14 protein-coding genes, 1 tRNA gene and 1 pseudogene are annotated in these 18905 nt (G+C 70.6%); 5 read left to right on the forward strand and 11 right to left on the reverse strand.

What is annotated here, in order from left to right; translation table 11 throughout:
- Positions 1 to 2: 2 nt before the first annotated feature.
- The 6 genes and pseudogenes from selA to F4558_RS10420 form a co-directional block, all read right to left on the reverse strand.
- Complete coding sequence (selA, locus tag F4558_RS10390) at positions 3 to 1301, reverse strand: L-seryl-tRNA(Sec) selenium transferase (RefSeq protein ID WP_053661023.1); 1299 nt, start codon at positions 1299 to 1301, stop codon at positions 3 to 5.
- A 19-nt stretch (positions 1302 to 1320) separates the two neighbouring features.
- Positions 1321 to 1416 (reverse strand) — tRNA-Sec (locus F4558_RS10395).
- Between the two features lie 34 nt (positions 1417 to 1450).
- Entirely contained in the window at positions 1451 to 2407 is a 957-nt protein-coding gene (nrfD, locus tag F4558_RS10400; protein WP_082377755.1) for an NrfD/PsrC family molybdoenzyme membrane anchor subunit, read from the reverse strand.
- Positions 2408 to 2652: 245 nt separating this feature from the next.
- Positions 2653 to 3798, reverse strand: a complete 1146-nt coding sequence (locus F4558_RS10405; protein WP_245241301.1) for a 4Fe-4S dicluster domain-containing protein — start codon at positions 3796 to 3798, stop codon at positions 2653 to 2655.
- Positions 3799 to 3886: 88 nt separating this feature from the next.
- Positions 3887 to 7138 (reverse strand): annotated as a pseudogene (gene fdh, locus F4558_RS10410) (formate dehydrogenase); the annotation flags it as partial.
- A gap of 510 nt (positions 7139 to 7648) precedes the next feature.
- Positions 7649 to 8239 carry a hypothetical protein gene (locus F4558_RS10420; RefSeq protein WP_167943889.1) on the reverse strand — a complete coding sequence of 197 codons (591 nt, stop codon included), beginning with the start codon at positions 8237 to 8239 and terminating at the stop codon, positions 7649 to 7651.
- Positions 8240 to 9137: 898 nt separating this feature from the next.
- Here F4558_RS10420 and F4558_RS10425 point away from each other — a divergent pair.
- Both F4558_RS10425 and F4558_RS10430 read left to right on the forward strand, forming a co-directional pair.
- Positions 9138 to 9479 carry a hypothetical protein gene (locus F4558_RS10425; RefSeq protein ID WP_053659560.1) on the forward strand — a complete coding sequence of 114 codons (342 nt, stop codon included), beginning with the start codon at positions 9138 to 9140 and terminating at the stop codon, positions 9477 to 9479.
- Positions 9476 to 10135: a nucleotidyl transferase AbiEii/AbiGii toxin family protein gene (locus F4558_RS10430; RefSeq protein ID WP_053659570.1), complete on the forward strand. Its 660-nt coding sequence runs from the start codon at positions 9476 to 9478 to the stop codon at positions 10133 to 10135. The genes F4558_RS10425 and F4558_RS10430 overlap by 4 nt, the downstream gene beginning before the upstream one ends.
- A 129-nt stretch (positions 10136 to 10264) precedes the next feature.
- Here F4558_RS10430 and F4558_RS10435 read toward each other — a convergent pair whose 3' ends face one another.
- Complete coding sequence (locus F4558_RS10435) at positions 10265 to 11167, reverse strand: SDR family oxidoreductase (protein WP_167943890.1); 903 nt, start codon at positions 11165 to 11167, stop codon at positions 10265 to 10267.
- A 164-nt stretch (positions 11168 to 11331) separates the two neighbouring features.
- Here F4558_RS10435 and F4558_RS10440 point away from each other — a divergent pair, with 164 nt between their 5' ends.
- Positions 11332 to 13122, forward strand: a complete 1791-nt coding sequence (locus F4558_RS10440) for a bifunctional metallophosphatase/5'-nucleotidase (protein WP_167943891.1) — start codon at positions 11332 to 11334, stop codon at positions 13120 to 13122.
- 58 nt (positions 13123 to 13180) lie between these two features.
- Here the strand turns inward: F4558_RS10440 and F4558_RS10445 are convergent, their stop codons facing one another.
- Complete coding sequence (locus tag F4558_RS10445) at positions 13181 to 13354, reverse strand: hypothetical protein (RefSeq protein ID WP_167943892.1); 174 nt, start codon at positions 13352 to 13354, stop codon at positions 13181 to 13183.
- 183 nt (positions 13355 to 13537) lie between these two features.
- Positions 13538 to 14695 (reverse strand): geranylgeranyl reductase family protein, encoded by a 1158-nt coding sequence (locus F4558_RS10450; RefSeq protein WP_167943893.1) that lies wholly within the window; start codon positions 14693 to 14695, stop codon positions 13538 to 13540.
- A gap of 147 nt (positions 14696 to 14842) precedes the next feature.
- Here F4558_RS10450 and F4558_RS10455 point away from each other — a divergent pair, with 147 nt between their 5' ends.
- Positions 14843 to 15079, forward strand: a complete 237-nt coding sequence (locus F4558_RS10455; protein WP_053659566.1) for a hypothetical protein — start codon at positions 14843 to 14845, stop codon at positions 15077 to 15079.
- 85 nt (positions 15080 to 15164) lie between these two features.
- Positions 15165 to 16583, forward strand: coding sequence for an MFS transporter (locus F4558_RS10460; RefSeq protein WP_167943894.1), 1419 nt, complete (start codon positions 15165 to 15167; stop codon positions 16581 to 16583).
- Positions 16584 to 16818: 235 nt separating this feature from the next.
- Here the strand turns inward: F4558_RS10460 and F4558_RS10465 are convergent, their stop codons facing one another.
- Together F4558_RS10465 and F4558_RS10470 are read right to left on the reverse strand one after the other, a co-directional pair.
- Positions 16819 to 17409, reverse strand: coding sequence for a hypothetical protein (locus tag F4558_RS10465; protein ID WP_167943895.1), 591 nt, complete (start codon positions 17407 to 17409; stop codon positions 16819 to 16821).
- Positions 17410 to 18264: 855 nt separating this feature from the next.
- On the reverse strand, positions 18265 to 18894 hold the full coding sequence (locus F4558_RS10470; RefSeq protein WP_053660146.1) for a hypothetical protein: 630 nt from the start codon (positions 18892 to 18894) through the stop codon (positions 18265 to 18267).
- Positions 18895 to 18905: the final 11 nt, after the last annotated feature.

The raw sequence follows: 18905 nt of genomic DNA on the forward strand, positions 1-18905 counted from the left end.
GCTCAGTCGTCCCCGGGTACCCGCAGCACGGCCATCCGGACGGCCTCGTCGGCGTCGGCGGGTACGCAGCGCAGGTCGAGCAGAAGCCGACCCCGCACCACACGGCCGAGGATCGGCTGCTCTCCGGTACGCAGCGGCGCCGCGTACCGTTCGGGCAGGCTCAGCGCCCACGAGCCCAGCTCGACACCGGGTGCGCCGCCCCCGCCGACCACGGCGACGGCCGGTACCACCTCGGCCTTGCGGCCGTCGGCGCCGAGCCTGTCGCGTAACCGCTCCACCCGCTCGCGCAGGGCGCCCGGGTCGGCGTGCAGCGCCATCCGGGTCGGCGTGTCGGGTTGGTGCACTGTGGCGCCGAGCGCGGCCAGGGTGAGCTTGTCGACGCGCAGCGCACGGGCCAGGGGGTGGCGGCGCAGCCTGTCGATCAGCTCGGCGTCGCCGAGCAGCAGCCCCGCCTGCGGGCCGCCGAGCAGCTTGTCGCCGCTGGCGGTGACGAGCGCGGCCCCGGCGCGCAGGGTGTCCGCCGCGTTCGGTTCGTCGGGCAGCAGCGGGTCCGCGGCGAGCAGGCCGGAGCCGATGTCGGCGACCACAGGCACCTCGAGCGTTGCCAGTTGTCGTACCGACGTGGCCGAGGTGAAGCCGGTGACCTTGAAGTTCGACGGATGCACCTTGAGCACGAAGCCGGTCTGCGGGCCGATCACCGCGGCGTAGTCCGCGAGTGTGGTGCGGTTGGTGGTTCCCACCTCCCGCAGCCGGGCGCCGGTGCTCTCCAGCAGGTCGGGCAGGCGGAACCCGTCCCCGATCTCGACAAGCTCGCCCCGGCTGACCACGATCTCCCGACCGGCGGCCAACGCGGTGGCGGCCAACACCAGCGCGGCCGCGCCGTTGTTGACCACGTGCACGGCGTCCGCGTCGGGCACGGCGGCGGCGAGCGCGTCGAGGGCGTCCCGGCCCCGGCGGGCACGTCGCCCGGTGGTCAGGTCCAGCTCGACGTCGGTGTGACCGGCGGCTGCCACGACTGCTGCCACAGCGGCGGACGACAACGCCGCCCGGCCCAGATTGGTGTGCAGCACGACGCCCGTGGCGTTCAGCACCGCACGGGGCGCCGGGGCCGGCAACGCGGCGACGGCGGCGTCCCGTACCTCGTCGGGGTTGATCTCACCTCGGCGGGCCCGCTCCTGCGCCCGGACGACGAGCGCCTTGACCCGGTCCCGGCCCAGGGACGCGGCTGCCGCGACCAACTGCGGGTCGGCCAGCAACGTGTCGGTGCGGGGCACCCGACGTCGCGGATCGCCGTCGCGCATCGCCTCATCTCCTGCCGCTTGGCGGAGACGGACGGGAATCGAACCCGCCTGGCCCGGGTCCCGGACCACACCGGTTTTGAAGACCGGGAGGGGCACCAGCCGCCTGAACGCCTCCGTCGGACATTCGATCACAACGCCGACGTGGCCGCTCAGTCAGCCGGCAGATCCGTCCTGGTCCGCCGCGCGTTCACCCTCTCGCGTTGCGGCACCACCGTGTAACGCGGGTCGCGCGCCGACACCACACCGCCGTAGAAGATGCCGAACCGGGTGACCACCGACGCCGCCAGCAACGCGGCACCGGACAGCGCACCGACCGCCCGGCTGCGCCGGCCCAGCACCGCCCCGGTGACCCCGGCGGCGGTCAACAGCCGACCGGCGCGCAGCAACCGACCGGGCCGGCCCTGCCGGTAGGGCTCGCTGAGCAACCCGAGCCGGGTCTCCACCCGGTGCGCGCCGTACAGTTCCAGGGCCGCGCCGGCCACCGCCATCCGCCGGGCCGGCCCGGCCTCGGCGGGCGGCGCGGCGAGCAGACCCACGCCGGCGCCGCTGGCCAACGCGCTGCCCGCGAAGACGACAGGCAACTCGGGGTACGCCTCATGCCACGACGGCACCGCCGTGTCGGCGAGCAACACCCCTGTGTACGTGGCAAGCGCCGGAGCCGTGGCGGCGGCGACCAGCCCAGCGGCGTGCCCGGCGGGTGGCAGTGCCCGGCCGACGAGCCCGAGCAGCCCACGCCGGGGCAGCAGGCCGGCGCCCTCGGCGATCGCGGCGACACCGGCGGCCGGCCCGAACGCCGTGAGAATCCAGGTGCCCACCGACATGGGCGAGGTCGGCTTTGCCACCCGCAGCATGTGGTGGAACCGCTCCGGCCGGCCCAGGTCCCGGATCAGGAACACGGCGCTGGCGCTCACGGCGGCCAGGGCCGTGACCCGGCCCGCTCGGCGCAGCGCCGGCCGCCCGGTGACCTGTCCCCCGGCGGCGAGCAGTGACGAGCCGGCGGCCAGCCCGCCGGTGAACAGGTACGCGGCGATGTCCCACTTCCACACCGGCGGCTTGAGGATCGGCCTGCCGTAGTACGAGGTGAATTCGGCTTCCGGCACCCGGATGTCCTCGCCACCGCCGCGCCGGCCACCCCGCCGTTTGGGGCTGCGGGCGGGGAGTTGGTCGACGGCTTGGCGGTTGGGGTCGGCGGCTTGGCCTGGGCGCTCGTCGGCCTGGGGGCCGCGGCGGGCGCTGTCGGCGGCCTGGCGGTCGCGGGCGCTGTCGGCGGCCTGGCGGTCGCGGGCGCTGTCGGCGGCCTGGCGGTCGCGGAAGCGGCGGAACAGGTCGCCGACCTGCGGGCGGTGTGGACTCACGAGGATCTCCCGGCGAACGCGACGACGGTAGCCGCCGCCATGGCCAGTGCGGCGAGGCCTGCGCGTTTCCACATCGCCGGCAGATCCCGCGTCGTCACCACCGGATCCGGCGGCAACCCATACACCTCCGGCTCATCCAACAACAAAAAGAACGCCCCATCACCACCCACACCATCGTTCGGGTCATGCCCATACAACCGCGCCTCGGACACCCCCCGCCCATGCAACGTCGCCACCCGCACAGCAGCCCGCTCCCGCAACTCATCCAACGGCCCGTACTGGATCGACTCCGTCGGACACGCCTGCGCACACGCCGGCGTCATCCCCGCACCCAACCGGTCATAACACAGCGTGCACTTCCACGCCCGACCATCACCCCTACGCTGATCGATCACCCCATACGGACACGCCGAAATGCAGTACCCACACCCATTACAGATGTCCTCCTGCACCACCACCGTCCCGAACTCGGTCCGAAACAACGAACCCGTAGGACAGACATCCAGACAAGCCGCATGCGTGCAGTGCTTACACACATCCGACATCATCAACCAGCGGAAATCCGTACGCCCCTCCGCGCCCGTTCCCCGACCCGGCGGCTGCGCACCCGGCATCCCCAGAAACTCCGGACCGGCAGCCCGGCCGGTGGCGGGCGGGGCGTCGGCGGTGCCCCTGCCTGCGGCATTCGAGGCGCCGGCAGCCGAGCCGCCAGCCGGACCGGCAGCAAAGGGAGCGCCCAGCACGTCGACCGGCCCGCCGGTGGCACCGCCGTGGTCGCCGACGGACACGCCGGCACCGTCCTGGTCGCCGACGGACATGCGGGCAGCGGCCGGCGGTGAACCGGGCGGCAGGCCCGGCTGAGTGCCGGTCGGGCCGGTAGTGCCGGCCGCGACGGTCGCCGACGCCGCGCTGGCCGTCCCGCCGGTCGGGGTACCCGTGAACGGCGCACTCCCATGCCCCGACGGGCGGGGCTGTTCGATGAAAGCGACGTGTCGCCACGAGTTCGCGGTCAACGCTCCGGTGTTGTCGTACGACATTCCCAGCAGGTCCAGGCCGGAGCCGGGCACCCCGTTCCACTCCTTGCAGGCAACCTCGCACGCCTTGCAGCCGATGCACACGCTGGTGTCGGTGAAGAACCCCATCCGCGGCGGCGCGTCCTCGTAGCCGGCGTCCGGCGCCGGGTCGAGCGGCCCGTACAGGCTGTTCGGGTCAGGAAGCACCCCGCGCCTCCCCGTCCTTGTCAATGGTCACGGCCGGCGCGTGCCCTCCCGGAGTGATCCCCGCCCGGCGCTGGTAGTCAGCGACCAGGTCGAGCAACGCCGACCCGGTGGGCCTACGGCCCGGCCGCACGTCGCAGGTACCGATCTTGCTCTCCTGGATGAGCACGTTGGGGTCGAGGGTGATGCCGAACAGGTCGTTCGCCGAGTCGCCGGTCACCAGACCCTCGAACCCGAAGTGGTACGGCAACCACACCTGATGGATGGTCCGACCGTCGACCCGCAGCGGCGTGAGCCGGTCGGTCACCAGCACCTTCGCCTCGATCACAGCGCGGCCGCTCACCAGGTGCGCCCACCCCAGATGCGCCAGCCCGGTCTCGGCGGCCAACTCCGGTGACACCTCCACGAACATCTCCGGCTGCAACTCGGCAAGCGGTCGCACCGTCCGGCTCATCCCGCCCGCCGTGTGGTGCTCGGTGAGCCGGCTGACCGTGAAGACGTACGGGAAGACCTGGTTGTGCTCCTCCGGCGGGCTCGGGTTCACCGAGTTCACGGGATGCGCGTACGACTTGCGGGTCGGGTTGGCCTGCTGCCGGTACAGCGGGTTGCGCACCGGCGACTCGACAGGTTCGTAGTGCGTCGGCAGCGGCCCGTCCAGGACGCCGCTGGGCGCGTACAACCAGCCCTTGCCGTCGCCCTGCATGACGAACGGATCGTCACCGGCGATGCCCTCGGTGCCGGACGCGCCGGGTGGCGGCCGGTAGGACGGCGGTTTGGTCTTCTCGAAGTCCGGTACGTCGTAGCCGGTCCACTCGCCCTTGTCCGGGTCCCACCACACGTACTTCTTGCGCTCGCTCCACGGCTTACCGTCCGGGTCGGCCGAGGCGCGGTTGTAGAGGATCCGCCGGTTCGCCGGCCACGCCCAACCCCACTCGGCGGCCACCCAGTCCTGCTCGTGCCGGGACTTACGGCGGGCGGCCTGGTTGACGCCGTCGGCGTACACGCCCGTGTAGATCCAGCAGCCGATCGCTGTGGAGCCGTCCGCGCGGGCCTCGGCGAAGCTCGACAGTGGTCGGCCGGTCGTGACGTCGTACCCGTTGATCTCGCGCAGGACCGCCTCGGCGCTCGGCTCGTCACGCGGACCGTGCGTGGGGTAGTCCCAGGTGAGGTCGAGCAACGAGCGGTCGCGCGGCAGGTCGGAGCCGGCCAGCTTCTCGCGCAGCTTGCGGCCGAGGTGGTAGAAGAACCACAGCTCGGAGCGGGCGTCGCCTGGCGGCTCGACGGCCTTCTCGCGCCACTGCAACAGGCGCTGCGTCTGGGTGAACGTGCCCTCCTTCTCCACGTGCGAGGCGGCGGGCAGGAAGAACACCTCCGTACGACACTCCTCCGGGACGATCTCTCCGGTGGCCACCTCGGGACCGTTCTGCCAGAACGTCGCACTCTCGATCATGAACAGATCCCGGACCACAAGCCAGTCCAGATTCGCCATGCCGAGCCGCTGCGCCCGCCCGTGCGCCGACCCGACCGCCGGGTTCTGACCCAGCAGGAAATAGCCCTTGATCTTCCCGTCGATCATGTTCAACACCTGCTGGTACGTGCCGTGATCGCCGGTCAGGCGAGGAAGGTAGCCGTAGCAGAAGTCGTTGTCCGGTGTCGCGGCCTCACCCCAGTACGCCTTGAGCAGGCTGGCGGCGAACGACTCGGCGTTGCCCCAGAAGCCCTTCTGGCCCGGGTGGCGGATGCTGTCGACCCACTCGTCGAAGGTCGGGTGATCGGCGTGGTGCGGCATCGGAAGGTAGCCCGGCAGCAGATTGAACAACGTCGGGATGTCGGTGGACCCCTGGATGCTGGCGTGGCCCCGCAACGCCATGATCCCGCCACCGGGGCGACCCATGTTGCCCAACAGCAACTGGATGATCGCGCCGGTCCGGATGTACTGCACACCAACGCTGTGCTGCGTCCAGCCCACCGAGTAGATCAGCATGCCGGTGCGGTCGCGGCCGGAGTTGCGCGTCCACGCCTGCGCCAGCTCCAGGAACTTCTCCTGCGGGATGCCGCAGACCCGCTCCACCATCTCCGGCGTGTAGCGGGAGAAGTGTCGCTTCAGGATCTGGTACACGCAGCGCGGATGCTGCAACGTCTCGTCGCGCTGGGTCTGCCCGCCCACCTGGGCACCGTGCGACTCGTGCTCCATCCCCGCTGCGGAGTCGCGCTCCTTGGCCGTGTGCCCGCTGCCCGAGGAGTCCTCGTGGCCCGCGTACTGCCAGCTGTCCTGGACGTAGCTTCCGGTCTCCGGGTCGAAGCCGGAGAAGAACCCGTCGCCGTCCTCGGTGTCGCTGAACCGCTCGCTGATGATCGTCGCCGCGTTGGTGTACGACAGCACGTACTCCCGGAAGTCCAGCTCGTTCTCCAGGATGTAGCGCACCACCCCACCCAGCAACGCGATGTCCGTACCCGCCCGGATCGGCAGATAGCTGTCCGCCACCGCACTGGTCCGGGTGAACCGCGGGTCGACGTGGAACACCTTGGCGCCACGACGCTTGGCCTCCATCACCCACTGGAAACCCACAGGGTGTGCCTCGGCCATGTTGGAGCCCTGAATGACGATGACGTCAGCGTTGGCGATGTCCTGCTGAAAGTCCGTCGCACCGCCACGACCGAAGCTGGCCCCCAGACCGGGGACGGTGGCGGAGTGTCAAATACGCGCCTGGTTCTCGATCTGCAACGCGCCCGCCGCGGTGAACAACTTCTTGATGAGGTAGTTCTCCTCGTTGTCCAACGTCGCCCCACCCAGACTGGAGAAACCCAGCGTGCGGTTGAGCGGGCGGCCCTGCGTGTCGACGTCCTCCCAGGTCTGCTCGCGTGCGGCGAGCACCCGGTCGGCGATCATGTCGAGCGCGGTGTCGAGCTCCAGGTCTTCCCACTGCGTCGAGTACGGGCGGCGATAGCGGACCTTCGTCTGCCGCAGCGGGCTCGTCACGAGGCTCTTGCTCGCCGAGCCCTTCGGACACAGCCGACCCCGCGAGATCGGGCTGTCCGAATCACCCTCGATCTGACTGACCCGCCCGTCTTTGACGAACACCCGCTGACCACAACCCACAGCGCAGTACGGACACACGGACCGGGCGACACTGTCGGCGGTCTCCGTGCGGGCGGTCAACTCTGCCGTACGGGTGGACTGCGCCGCGACGCCCCGGCCGAGCGGGTCCGTGCCGGTGAGCTGCCGATAAACCGGCCAACCCTCGATGAACGTCCGCAGACCCATCCCCGACACCCCCTCCCACGCGAGCGACCCCACGAACATAGGTCAGACGAGCGGCCTTCGCGAACCGAGGTCCCAGTCGTCGGGCACAGGCTCCAGTCGTCGGACGCAGAAACAGTGCCGCCCCCGACCGGGTGGGTCGGGGGCGGCACCGGTGTCGGTGTGCAGGTCGCCTCTCGGCGAGTGGCGCGACGCGGCTCCAGCCTGACGGTATTCCGCGACGGCGATATTAGGTGAGGCCCGGGGACACTGGATCACACCGACACTGTCCACAACCCGCCCCACCACAACCTTGTTCCCAACCCGCACCCGCCGCGCGGCACCCGCACCTGCTGTGCCCGTCGCGCGGCACCCGCACCCGTCGCGGGGCTGAATCTTGGACAGCTTCCGTCCGTGGCTAACGGAAACTGTCCAAGATTCAGCGACGGCGGGTATGCGGGCGGTGGACATGCCGCTGGCCGGCACCCCGGAGTGGGGTGCCGGCCAGCGGATCTTGCGGTGCTGTGAGGTGGGTCAGCTGTTCCAGTACTGGGCGACCAGGTCAGCGGCCTGCTGCTCCCACTGCGCGTAGGCGTCCGGGTACGCCGACACCTGCACCGTCTGCGCGGCCACGGTCAACGGCATGTCCTGCCACCCGTCAACCTGCTTCAAACCCTTCAGGAACGCGGTGGTGGAGTAGTCGGGGTCGGTGATCTGCTCCGGCGTACCCCAACCCGAGCTCGGACGCTGCTGGAACAAACCCTGCGAGTCATGATCGTTGCGGTCACCCAGGTGACCCAGGTTCTCCAACTTCGACTCCTGCAGACTCGTACCGATCGAGATCACCGCAGCCCGCTCAGGCATGCCGGCCTTCTTCGTCGCAGCGATGATCGCCTTCACATTCGCGGTCTGCTCGTCGTTGAGGGCGATCCGCGACTGCGCGCCCTGCGTACCGTGCGGGATCAACTTGCCGGTATCAGGCTTGTCGGCCTGCACCACCGCCACCGGCTTGACACCCACCGCAGCGTCGGCGGCGTTGTGGCCGGCGATGGGGCCGGCAAAGATACCGCCGGCGAAGGCGAGACCAGCAACGGACAGCATGCTCTTACGAATGATCGTGTTCATGGGGGTAGCTCCTTCGGGGGTAGGAAACACCCACACACCGGGGGGCGGCGCACGGGTGTGAGCACCTCGTCCGGCACTGCACAAACAACAAAGGGGGGAAAGTCATTCACGGCGGCCGGGCGCGGGGGCGCCTCTAGCGGCCGGTCCATGTGTAACGACCCGGGGGCCGGGGCCATTCCCGGGGCGGGCCATCCATCGGCAGCCGCGTCGAGCCGGCGCCACGGTCGTTCGGAGGTCTACAACCACCGGGCCGGGCCAGGCATTCCACCCGCGCCAGCCAGTCACGCAACCCGGCGTCCAGCGGGCCGAGCAGTCGCGCAACCCGGCGCCGAGCGGGCCAGGCGATGCATCCCCGCGAGGGGGTGGCCTGCGGCCGGTGGTACTGCGACCGTCAGGGTATGTAACCCGGCCGGGGCCGCCACGATTCCGGCCTGAGGATGCCACCGGTCACACCCCACACCACCCAGGACCGGACATACCGCCCAGGATGACACGGCCCGGTCGGGTCAGACTGGCCGTTGCGGCGATGATCCACTCGATATCAAGGGAACCGGGGTATCCGCCGCATCGGGACACCCCGACATCAATGATCTCGAGTCGATCAAGGGCGCAGCAAGAGGCGAGAGACGGCGGACCACGGACCGGGTGGGGCCTCCGTGCCCGGCCCAGGGGATCAAGCCTGACCGCCCGGAGCCGGGCACGGTGGCCCCACCCCGGTCGCGACTACCCGCAACATGCCCGGCCACCTCGGCGGACCGCCCAAGACCGCGAGCCGGGCACGGTGCCCCCCAGCCGCGACGCACCCCGCCATCTCGGGCAGCCACTACGCGGGAGTCATTCCGGGGCGATAGTTGCGCGGTGAGCGACACCCGGACTGGCGGGGCGTTACCCTGACAGCATGCAGGCCGTCTCCCCCACCGCGACCGACGTGGCCTTCCTGGCCCGCCCGGGTCGCCCTGCCGTGGTGGCGCGGACGCTTGCGGAGCTGGCCGGCCCGACCCGGGGCGTGGTGGAGTTACCGGTGCGGTTGATGTGGAACGCCGAGCGCACCTTCGACCTTGGCGACCCGGACCAGCTCCTCTGGATGTACGAGAACGTGCTGCGCGAGACCACCCGCGCCGAGGACCTGCGTGTCCTGATCAACGGGCGGACACTGCGTCGGGTGTGGCGGCTGCTGAACCTGCCCCGGGGCGTACGCCTGGCGTGGGAGAGCCGGCACCGCGGCCTGCGCGCGGCGTGATCGCCCCACACCTGCACGAGTTCTACCGGGAGGTGGCCCGGGTCGCGTTGACTGCCGCCGGACCGTACCGGTTCGTGTTGGGTGGCGGGGTGGCCTGGGCCGCGCACGGGTTGGTCGCCCGCCCGACGGAGGACGTCGACCTGTTCGCCGACGTGGAGGGCGCTGCCGCGGCTGCCTCCACCGGGGTACGCGTGGCGCTGGAGCGGGCCGGGTTCACCGTCACCGACGCTGACCCGGACAGTGAGCTGGCCGACCTGTTCGACGGGTACGACCAGGACATGAAGGATTTCGTGGTGAGCCGGGACGGGCGGCAGATCCGGCTCAGCCTGGCCCGGCTCGACCGGCGGCAGAGCCCGGTGGTGATGGATCTCGGGCCGGTGATGGACGTCCGTGACCTGGTCGCCAACAAGATCGCGGCGTTGGTCAACAGGCGGGAGGTCCGTGACTTCATCGACGTGGCGGCGGCCCTGGAGCACTACGACGTGACGGAGTTGCTGGTGCTGGCCCGGCAGGTCGATCCGGCCCTGGACCCGGCCGACGTGCGGGCCGCCGGCCGTTACCTCGACCGGTTGTCCGACCAGCGCTTCGGCCGCTACGGGCTGAACGCTGCCGACGTCGCCCAGGTCCGGCAGCGCTTCGCCGCCTGGCCACGCTGACGGCGAGATCGGCTGAGGCCCGACACCTGCTGAGGCCCGACCGGGGCGAACGCGGCCACAGTCGAACGACCCGACGGAACGCGCGCCTGCCCGGGTGGGCAGCCCTGCGGACGCCCACCCGGCAGCAGGTCACTTTGTCGGTCGACCGCCGGTGACCCCGAGGATCTCGCCGGTGACGTAGCTGGACTCCTGGGACGCGAAGAAGACGTACGCCGGCGCGAGTTCCGCAGGCTGACCGGGCCGGCCCTGCGGGGTGTCGGTGCCGAACTGCTCGACCTTCTCCCTCGGCATGGTGGCCGGGATCAGGGGCGTCCAGATCGGACCGGGCGCGACCGCGTTGACTCGGATGCCCTGCTCGGCCAGGTCGGCGGCGAGCGCCTTCGTGAAGTTCGCGATCCCCGCCTTGGTGGTGGCGTAGTCCAGCAACTGCGGCGACGGGTCGAACGCCTGGATCGACGCCGTGTTGATGATCGCCGACCCTTCGGGCAGGTGCGGAACGGCGGCCCTGCACAGCCAGAACATCGCGTACAGGTTGGTCTTGAGGACGCGGTCGAACTGCTCGGTGCTGATGCCGAGGATGCCCTTGTCCTGCGACATCTGGTAGGCGGCGTTGTTGACCAGGATGTCGATGCCGCCCAGGTCGCGTACCGTCCGGTCGACCAGTTCCTGGCAGTGCGCCTCGTCGGTGATGTCGCCGCGGACGGCGATGCCCCGGCGGCCGGCGGCCTCGACGAGTCGGATGGTCTCCCGGGCGTCGGCGTCCTCCTCCTCGCTCAGGTACGAGATGAGCACGTCGGCGCCTTCGCGGGCGAAGGCGATGGCGACAGCCCGGCCGATCCCCGAGTCACCGCCGGTGATCAGCGCCCGCTTGCCGTCGAGCTTGCCGCTGCCCCGGTACGACTCCTCCCCGTGGTCCGGCTTGGGCGTCATCTCGCCGGTCGAGCCGGGCGGCGTCTGCTGCTGGCCGGGCTGGCCGGACTGCTGCCCGTACTGGCTGGCCGGGTCCTGTGGGGTGTGCTGGTCGTTGCTCACCGACATCTCCTCCTGCGGCGCTGCTCCGGTCCCTGACTGCCCTACCCCGCGGTGGCCTGCGGAAACCGCAAGGGCCGGCGGGCAGGCGTGGCGGGAGCCACCGGCTCTGGTTATGGTGCGCGAGGCGCTCACGAGGCGCATCGACCCCCATGGAAGGGCACGACATGACCTCTCCCTCCGGCCCGTCGCGTCGCCGGGTGCTCGCCGCCGCGGCCGCGGCGGCGAGCGCGCCGCTGATCGCCGCCGCCCCCGCGCAGGCGGGCGGCCCGGCCCGGCCGCGCACCTGGGACCTCACACTGCTGGGTACGTCGGACACTCACGGCAACGTCTACAACTGGGACTACTACCGCGACGCCGAGTACGACGACAGCAGGCAGAACGACGTCGGCGTGGCGAAGCTGGCCACCCTCATCAACCAGATCCGCGCCGAGCGACTTGGCAAGGCCACGCTGGTGCTGGACGCAGGCGACACCATCCAGGGCACGCCCCTGGCGACGTACTACGCCAAGCAGGAGCCGATCACCGAGACCGGCGTGAAGCATCCGATGGCCCGGGCGATGAACATCATCGACTACGACGCGGTGACGCTCGGCAACCACGAGTTCAACTACGGCCTGCCGCTGCTGGACCTGTGGATCCGCCAGCTCGGCTTCCCGGCTCTCGCCGCCAACGCGGTCAACGCGAAGACCGGCAAGCCGGCCTTCCTGCCGTACGTCATCAAGAAGGTCTCCCTCGGCTTCGCCGCGCCGGCCCTGCGGGTGGGCATTCTCGGCCTCACCAACCCCGGCGTGGCCATCTGGGACCGGGGCAACGTCGAAGGCAGGCTGCGTTTCGACGACATGATCGCCACTGCGGCGAAGTGGGTGCCGTTCATGCGTGCGCGCGGCGCGGACCTGGTGTTGATCTCCGCGCACGGCGGCGACAGCGGCACCTCCAGCTACGGTCCGGAGTTGCCCAACGAGAACCCGGTGGCCCTGATCGCCCAGCAGGTGCCGGGGATCGACGCGATCCTCTTCGGTCACGCGCACAACGAGGTGGTGGAACGGTTCGTCACCAACGAGCGGACCGGCGCGCAGGTGCTGCTCTCCGAGCCGTCGAAGTGGGGCCAGCGGCTCACCCGGATGGACTTCACCCTCGCCCGTGAGCGTGGCCGGTGGGCGATCACCAGGAAGACCGCCACCATGCTGAACACCAACACCGTGGTCGAGGACCCGAAGGTCCTCGCCGCGGTGCGCAGGCAACACCAGAAGACCGTGGCGTACGTCAACCAGGTGGTCGCCCAGTCCACGGTGGAGTTGTCGGCGGCGGAGTCACGGTACAAGGACACGCCGATCCTTGACTTCATCAACCACGTGCAGACCGAGGTCGTCGGCGCGGCGCTGGCCGGCACCCCGTACGCCGATCTGCCGGTGCTGTCGATCGCGGCGCCGTTTAGTCGCACGGCGGTCTTCCCCGCCGGCGACGTGAAGATCCGCGACGTGGCAGGGCTGTACGTGTACGACAACACCCTCGAGGCGGTCGTGCTCAGCGGAGCCGAGGTGCGCGCGTACCTGGAGTTCTCGGCGAAGTACTTCCGCACCCTCGCCCCGGGCGCCCCGGTGGACCCGGAGCAGATCAGCGACCCTGCGGTGCCGGACTACAACTACGACGTGATCTCCGGCCTGGACTACGACATCGACATCTCCCGGCCGGTGGGTCAGCGGATCACCCGCCTGATGCTGCCGGGCACCGACACCCCCGTCGCTGACAACGCGCAGTTCGTGGTGGCGGTGAACAACTACCGGCGCAGCGGCGGCGGCAACTTCCCGGGCATCGTGAAGACGCAGGTCTACAACGCGCAGCAGGAGATCCGCCAACTGCTCATCGACTGGGCGCAGGCCAGGGGCACTATCGACCCGGCCGACTTCTTCCAGCCCAACTGGCGGCTGGTACGCGAGGGCGTACCGGTCTTCTGACAGCAGGGCACGATCGGCGGGCCGTGGGTGGCGACACCTCCGGCCCGTCGCGCGTTTCTCAGCCCTGCACGTTCCAGCGCACCGGATCCTCGGACCCCTGTGGGGAGTCACGCCCGGGATCGGTCTCGGTCAGCGCGACACGCTCGTCCGGACGGACGGCGGGCGGCAACTCCCCGAAGCGGATGTGGCGCAGGAACGCGTACTCGTCGTCGGTGAACGGCTGCTCGGCCATCAGCACCTCCCCTGCTCCGCCTCATTGTCAGGTGACCCACCTGCGTCGCGCCAGTACTTCAGGTTGGCGCGGTCTGCGCTGTGCCGTGGCGCCGCGCACGTCGCGTAAGGCGTCCTAGGATCCTGGGTGTTTGGTGAAGGGCCGACTGAAGAGCCGCCGCTGACCAGGATCAGTTGGGCGAGATCAGCCTCGCGCGTCGGCGAGCTGCGCGCGGCGCGGGTTCGGCAGCCGCTCCAGCGCCGCTAGCGCCACCCGGACCGGTCGGCGGTCCATCATCTCGTCGAAGCCCGCCCGCCCCTGGCAGAACCGGACGAACATCCGCCACCCCGGCGGGGTCGCCAGCAGGGCGTGGAACACCGTCGGGCGAGCGGTGAACAGGTCGAGCAGCCGGAACCCCGCCCGCATCGACGGCACCAGGCGCTCGGCGACCGCACGCTCGTAGCCGGCCAGGTCCCCGTCGGCGACCGCCGCGCCAGCCAGCTCACCGGAGCGCAGCGCGAAGCTGATGCCCTCTCTGCTCCACGGTTCCAGCAGCCCGGCCGCGTCCCCCACCACGAGCACCCGGCCCCTCCGCAACGGCGAGTCCTCCTCGCGGCAGCGGGTCAGGTGACCCGAGTCGTGCTCCGCCGGCAGCCCGGTCAACCCCAACCTGTCGACGAACTCCCGCAGGTAGGCGCGGGTCCCCTCCCCCGCACCTCGGCCCGCGATCACGCCGACGGTCAGCCGGTCGCCCTTCGGGAACACCCAGGCGTACGAGCCGGGCAGCGCGCCCCAGTCCAGCAACAGCCGCCCCCGCCAGCGCTCCTGCTCGGCGGGCGGCACTGGCACCTCCAACTCCAGCCCCAGATCCACCTGCCGGTACCGCACACCCACATGCCGGGCGGTCACCCCCGACGACCCGTCCGCGCCGATCACCACACGGGACGTGAGCGTCGTACCGTCGGCCAGTCGCAGGCGTACCCCCTCGGGGTCCTGCTCGATGGCGCGGACCGCGACCCGTTCCCGCATCTGCGCGCCGGCGGCGACCGCCGCCGCGCGCAGCCGGTCGTCGAACTCCTCGCGGCGCACCATCGTCAGCACCGGGCTGCCGTTGCGGCGGGTGAACTCCCGGCGGCCGTCGCGGGTGAACGTCACCCGGTCCACCCGGTCGGCCGCGGGCACCTCGATGCGGTCCCGTACGGCCGCCAGGGACGTGCCGATCAGGCCGCCGCCGCAGGTCTTGTACCGGGGGTGCGCGGCCCGCTCGACAACAAGGGTACGAAGGCCGGCCCGGGCTGCGGCATGTGCCGCGGAGAGCCCGGCGGGGCCGGCGCCGACGACGACGAGATCCCAGACGATCACTGATGCAGCCTAGGGCACCACCCGCCACCCGAACGGGGTACGGCAGGCCCGCCGACCGCCCGATCGGGTGGGCATTTTCGGCCACCCAGGGGGTAACCGACGCGGCGTAACCGTCCGCGCTGAGGCGGGCGAGCAAAGGAGGCGATCATGCAGCAGGTGCAGCTGTCGGAGATCGAGCAACGGGTGTTCCAGGCGGTCACCACCCTCGAAGCACGCGGCCAGGTGCCCTATCCGGATCTGATCGCCGAAGGGTCCGGGCTCACCGAGGAGCAGGTGCACGAACCGCTGCACATGCTCACCGAGAAGGGCCTGCTGCACCGCGAGGACTCGCCGATGGCAGGGCTCGACTTCGGCCCCCGGTTCTGCGCCCGCCAGATGGCGTGATCCGTCGCTCCACCCGCGACGGTTCGCCCCCCGTTGACCCGGGTAGCGGTCAGGCAAGCGTGATCGGCCATCAGCGGGGGGCACGATGAGTGACGCGGTGGACGAACGCAGACGCTGGCAGGCCGTCGGCGTCGGACTCGTCGCCGCGTTCATGACGCTGCTCGACGTGAGCATCGTCAACGTGGCGGTGCCCTCCATCGACCGCGCGCTGCACGCCTCCCCAAGCGACCTCCAGTGGGTCCTCTCCGGGTACGCGCTCACCTTCGGCCTGGTCCTCGTGCCTGCCGGCCGCTTCGGTGACGCCCGGGGCCGGCGCAACGCATTCGTGCTGGGCATCGGGCTGTTCACCGCCACCAGCGCCCTCGCCGGCCTGGCCACCTCCCCCACCTGGCTGGTCGCCGCCCGGCTGCTCCAGGGTGCCGCCGCAGGCGTGGTCAACCCTCAGGTGACAGGGCTCATCCAGGAACTGTTCCGAGGGCCGGAAAGGGCCCGCCCGTTCGGGCTGCTCGGCGCGACGATCGGCATCTCCACCGCCGTCGGGCCACTGCTCGGCGGGCTCCTCATCGCCCTCGGCGGCGAGGCACACGGATGGCGGTGGGTCTTCTTCGTCAACGTGCCCGTCGGCATCATCGCGATGATCCTCGGCTGGCGCCTGCTGCCCGCGCGCCCCCCGGGAAGGATCGGCCGACGCCGGCTCGACCCGGTCGGAGTGCTGCTGCTCGGCGTAGGAGTGGTCCTGGTCCTGCTGCCACTCGTACAGGAGCAACAGTGGCGGACCCCCTGGAAATGGGCGCTCATCCCCGCCGGCCTGGCGGTCCTCGTCGCCTTCGGACTCTGGGAGCGGCGGTACGCGCGCCACCACGAACCCCTCTTCGACCTGCGGCTGTTCGCCTTCCAGTCGTACACACTCGGATCGATCATCGCCCTGGTCTACTTCGGCGGCTTCACCGCGATCTTCTTCATCTTCACGCTGTTCCTCCAGAACGGCCTCGGCTACAGCGCGCTCGTCGCCGGCATCGCCATCACCCCGTTCGCCCTCGGCTCCGCCGCCGCGTCGGCACTGGGCGGCCGCATCGTCAACCGCTTCGGCCGACCTCTGGTCGCCATCGGCCTGCTCGCCGTCGTACTCGGGCTGGCCGCCACAGCCCTCGCGCTGCACCTCTGGCCGCACGCCCCCGCACCCTTGGTCACCGCCGGGCCGCTACTCGTCGCCGGCATCGGCAGCGGCCTGGTCATCGCCCCCAACCAGACACTCACCCTCGCCCAAGTGCCCGTACACCAGGCCGGCAGCGGCGCCGGCATGCTCCAAACTGGTCAGCGCATCGGCGCGGCCGCCGGCATCGCCGCCGTCGGGTCGATGTTCTTCTCGTCGCTCGCCGACAGCCGCGGCAACTGGACCACCGCCTTCGAGATGTCCCTCCTGCTCGCCACCGGGATCATCGCGCTCGCGCTTGTCGCCGCGCTTATCGACATCTTCCGCAGCCACAACCACACAAAGACTTGACAACCCCAGGTGTACGCCGCCAGCGCCGTCCCCACCTTCGGGCGTGGTACCGCCGGCCGGCGTCCACACCTCTGGGTGTGTGCCGGTTGGCTTGCGTCGGAACCTTGCGTGTGCCGTTGGCCGGCACCTCTCGTGTTCGGGTGCCGGCCATCAGTTGTGGCTGCAATGCCGATGGCCGGCACCCCGTGTTGGGGGTGCCGGCCATCAGTTCGGTGTGCTGGGGTTCTGTGGTGGGTCAGCTGTTCCAGTACTGGGCGACCAGGTCAGCGGCCTGCTGCTCCCACTGCGCGTAGGCGTCCGGGTACGCCGACACCTGCACCGTCTGCGCGGCCACGGTCAACGGCATGTCCTGCCACCCGTCAACCTGCTTCAAACCCTTCAGAAAGGCGGTGGTGGAGTAGTCGGGGTCGGTGATCTGCTCCGGCGTACCCCAACCCGAGCTCGGACGCTGCTGGAACAAACCCTGCGAGTCATGATCGTTGCGGTCACCCAGGTGACCCAGGTTCTCCAACTTCGACTCCTGCAGACTCGTACCGATCGAGATCACCGCAGCCCGCTCAGGCATGCCGGCCTTCTTCGTCGCAGCGATGATCGCCTTCACATTCGCGGTCTGCTCGTCGTTGAGGGCGATCCGCGACTGCGCGCCCTGCGTACCGTGCGGGATCAACTTGCCGGTATCAGGCTTGTCGGCCTGCACCACCGCCACCGGCTTGACACCCACCGCAGCGTCGGCGGCGTTGTGGCCGGCGATGGGGCCGGCGAAAACACCACCGGCGAACGCGAGACCAGCAACGGACAGCATGCTCTTACGAATGATCGTGTTCATGGGGGTAGCTCCTTCGGGGGTAGGAAACACCCACACACCAGGGGGACGGCGCACAGGTGTCAGCACCTCGTCCGGCACTGCACAAAACAACAAAGGGGGGAAAGTCATCACGGCGGCCGGGCGCGGGGGGCGCCTCTAGCGGCCGGTCCATGTGTAACCACCCGGGGGCCGGGACCATTCCCGGGGGCGGGCCATCCATCGGCAGCCGCGTCGAGCCGGCGCCACGGTCGTTCGGAGGTCTACAACCACAGGGCCGGGCCAGGCATTCCACCCGCGCCAGCCAGTCACGCAACCCGGCGTCCAGCGGGCCGAGCAGTCACGCAACCCGGCGCCGAGCGGGCCAGGCGATGCACCTCCACGAGGGCGCGCCTGCGGCCGGTGGTACTGCGACCGTCAGGGTATGTAACCCGGCCGGGGCCGCCACGATTCCGGCCTGAGGATGCCACCGGTCACACCCAGAAACCCGCCGCCAACGGACATACCCCCCATACGCGTCGCCGGCCGCCGGCCGAACCGGGCACCCAGGCGATGAGCCGGCTCGGGTTCCTTGAAACCGGGGCATCCACCCCAGCCGGACACACCGATTACAAGGAACCCGAGTCGATCAAACACCAGAAACGCCGAGTCGCTCCGGCCTCCGCCCCGGACCCCACCTCTACCGCCCGCTTTGCGCCCATCCGCCAGCCGCCCTCCCAGGGAGCACACCACCAAGCAGGGGGCACACCCACCGAACAGCCCTCCACCGACGGCGACCGGCCCCTACCACGCCCGACAACCGAGGCTGGCGCCCGTCGGAGTGTTCCGACGGGCGCCAGCTCAGGTGCTATCCGGGCACTGCCCGGCGGGTCATGCGGATCAGTGCGCGGCTCCACCGAAGCGCTGGCGGCGACGCCAGGCCAGGGTCAGCAGCAGCATGATCGCGCCGGCGCCGACGAGGCCGCCACCGAGCTTCATGGGCGTACCCATGCTGTCACCGGTGACGGGCAGCGGCTGCTTCTTGTGCAGCACCCGCAGCTCGGCGGTGGCGGTGCGGCCGGACTCCCGGCCGGTGGCGGTGAAGGTCAGCAGACCGGTCACCGACGGCCGGTAGGACTTGGTGAACCGACCCTGGGCGTTGGTACGCGCCGTGAAGTTCAGCGGTGCGCTCGCCTGGTACGCGACCGGGGCCATGGCCACGGTGCTGCCGTCGCTGCGGCGGGCCGGCGCCTGGCCGGGAGCCGGGGCCGCCAGCGGGGTGACGGTCACCGTGATGTCGACTGTCTCGTTCGGACCGAAGCCGGTGCCGGTGAGGACGACCGTCTCGCCGAGGTAGATCGTCGGACGGTTGACTGTCAGCGACGCGAGCTGCGGCGTGTACGCCGGCGGCTGGGTCGGATCCGTGGTCGCGGACGGCGTCGGCTGCGGCTGTGCCGCCCCCGCTGCGGTCGGCACGGCCACCACGGCCAGACCGACCGTGAGCGCCATGATGATGCGGGATAGCCGCATGATTGGTTCCC

It is taken from the genome of Micromonospora profundi, assembly GCF_011927785.1.
Classification (GTDB): domain Bacteria; phylum Actinomycetota; class Actinomycetes; order Mycobacteriales; family Micromonosporaceae; genus Micromonospora; species Micromonospora profundi.

What these genes read in the sequence shown, in the direction of transcription:
- F4558_RS10420 (WP_167943889.1), bottom strand. Translation starts at nt 8,239, where the DNA reads ATGAACACGATCATTCGTAAGAGCATGCTGTCCGTTGCTGGTCTCGCC.
- F4558_RS10425 (WP_053659560.1), top strand. Translation starts at nt 9,138, where the DNA reads ATGCAGGCCGTCTCCCCCACCGCGACCGACGTGGCCTTCCTGGCCCGC.
- F4558_RS10455 (WP_053659566.1), top strand. Translation starts at nt 14,843, where the DNA reads ATGCAGCAGGTGCAGCTGTCGGAGATCGAGCAACGGGTGTTCCAGGCG.
- F4558_RS10445 (WP_167943892.1), bottom strand. Translation starts at nt 13,354, where the DNA reads ATGGCCGAGCAGCCGTTCACCGACGACGAGTACGCGTTCCTGCGCCAC.
- F4558_RS10440 (WP_167943891.1), top strand. Translation starts at nt 11,332, where the DNA reads ATGACCTCTCCCTCCGGCCCGTCGCGTCGCCGGGTGCTCGCCGCCGCG.
- selA (WP_053661023.1), bottom strand. Translation starts at nt 1,301, where the DNA reads ATGCGCGACGGCGATCCGCGACGTCGGGTGCCCCGCACCGACACGTTG.
- F4558_RS10460 (WP_167943894.1), top strand. Translation starts at nt 15,165, where the DNA reads ATGAGTGACGCGGTGGACGAACGCAGACGCTGGCAGGCCGTCGGCGTC.
- F4558_RS10465 (WP_167943895.1), bottom strand. Translation starts at nt 17,409, where the DNA reads ATGAACACGATCATTCGTAAGAGCATGCTGTCCGTTGCTGGTCTCGCG.
- F4558_RS10405 (WP_245241301.1), bottom strand. Translation starts at nt 3,798, where the DNA reads ATGGGGTTCTTCACCGACACCAGCGTGTGCATCGGCTGCAAGGCGTGC.
- F4558_RS10470 (WP_053660146.1), bottom strand. Translation starts at nt 18,894, where the DNA reads ATGCGGCTATCCCGCATCATCATGGCGCTCACGGTCGGTCTGGCCGTG.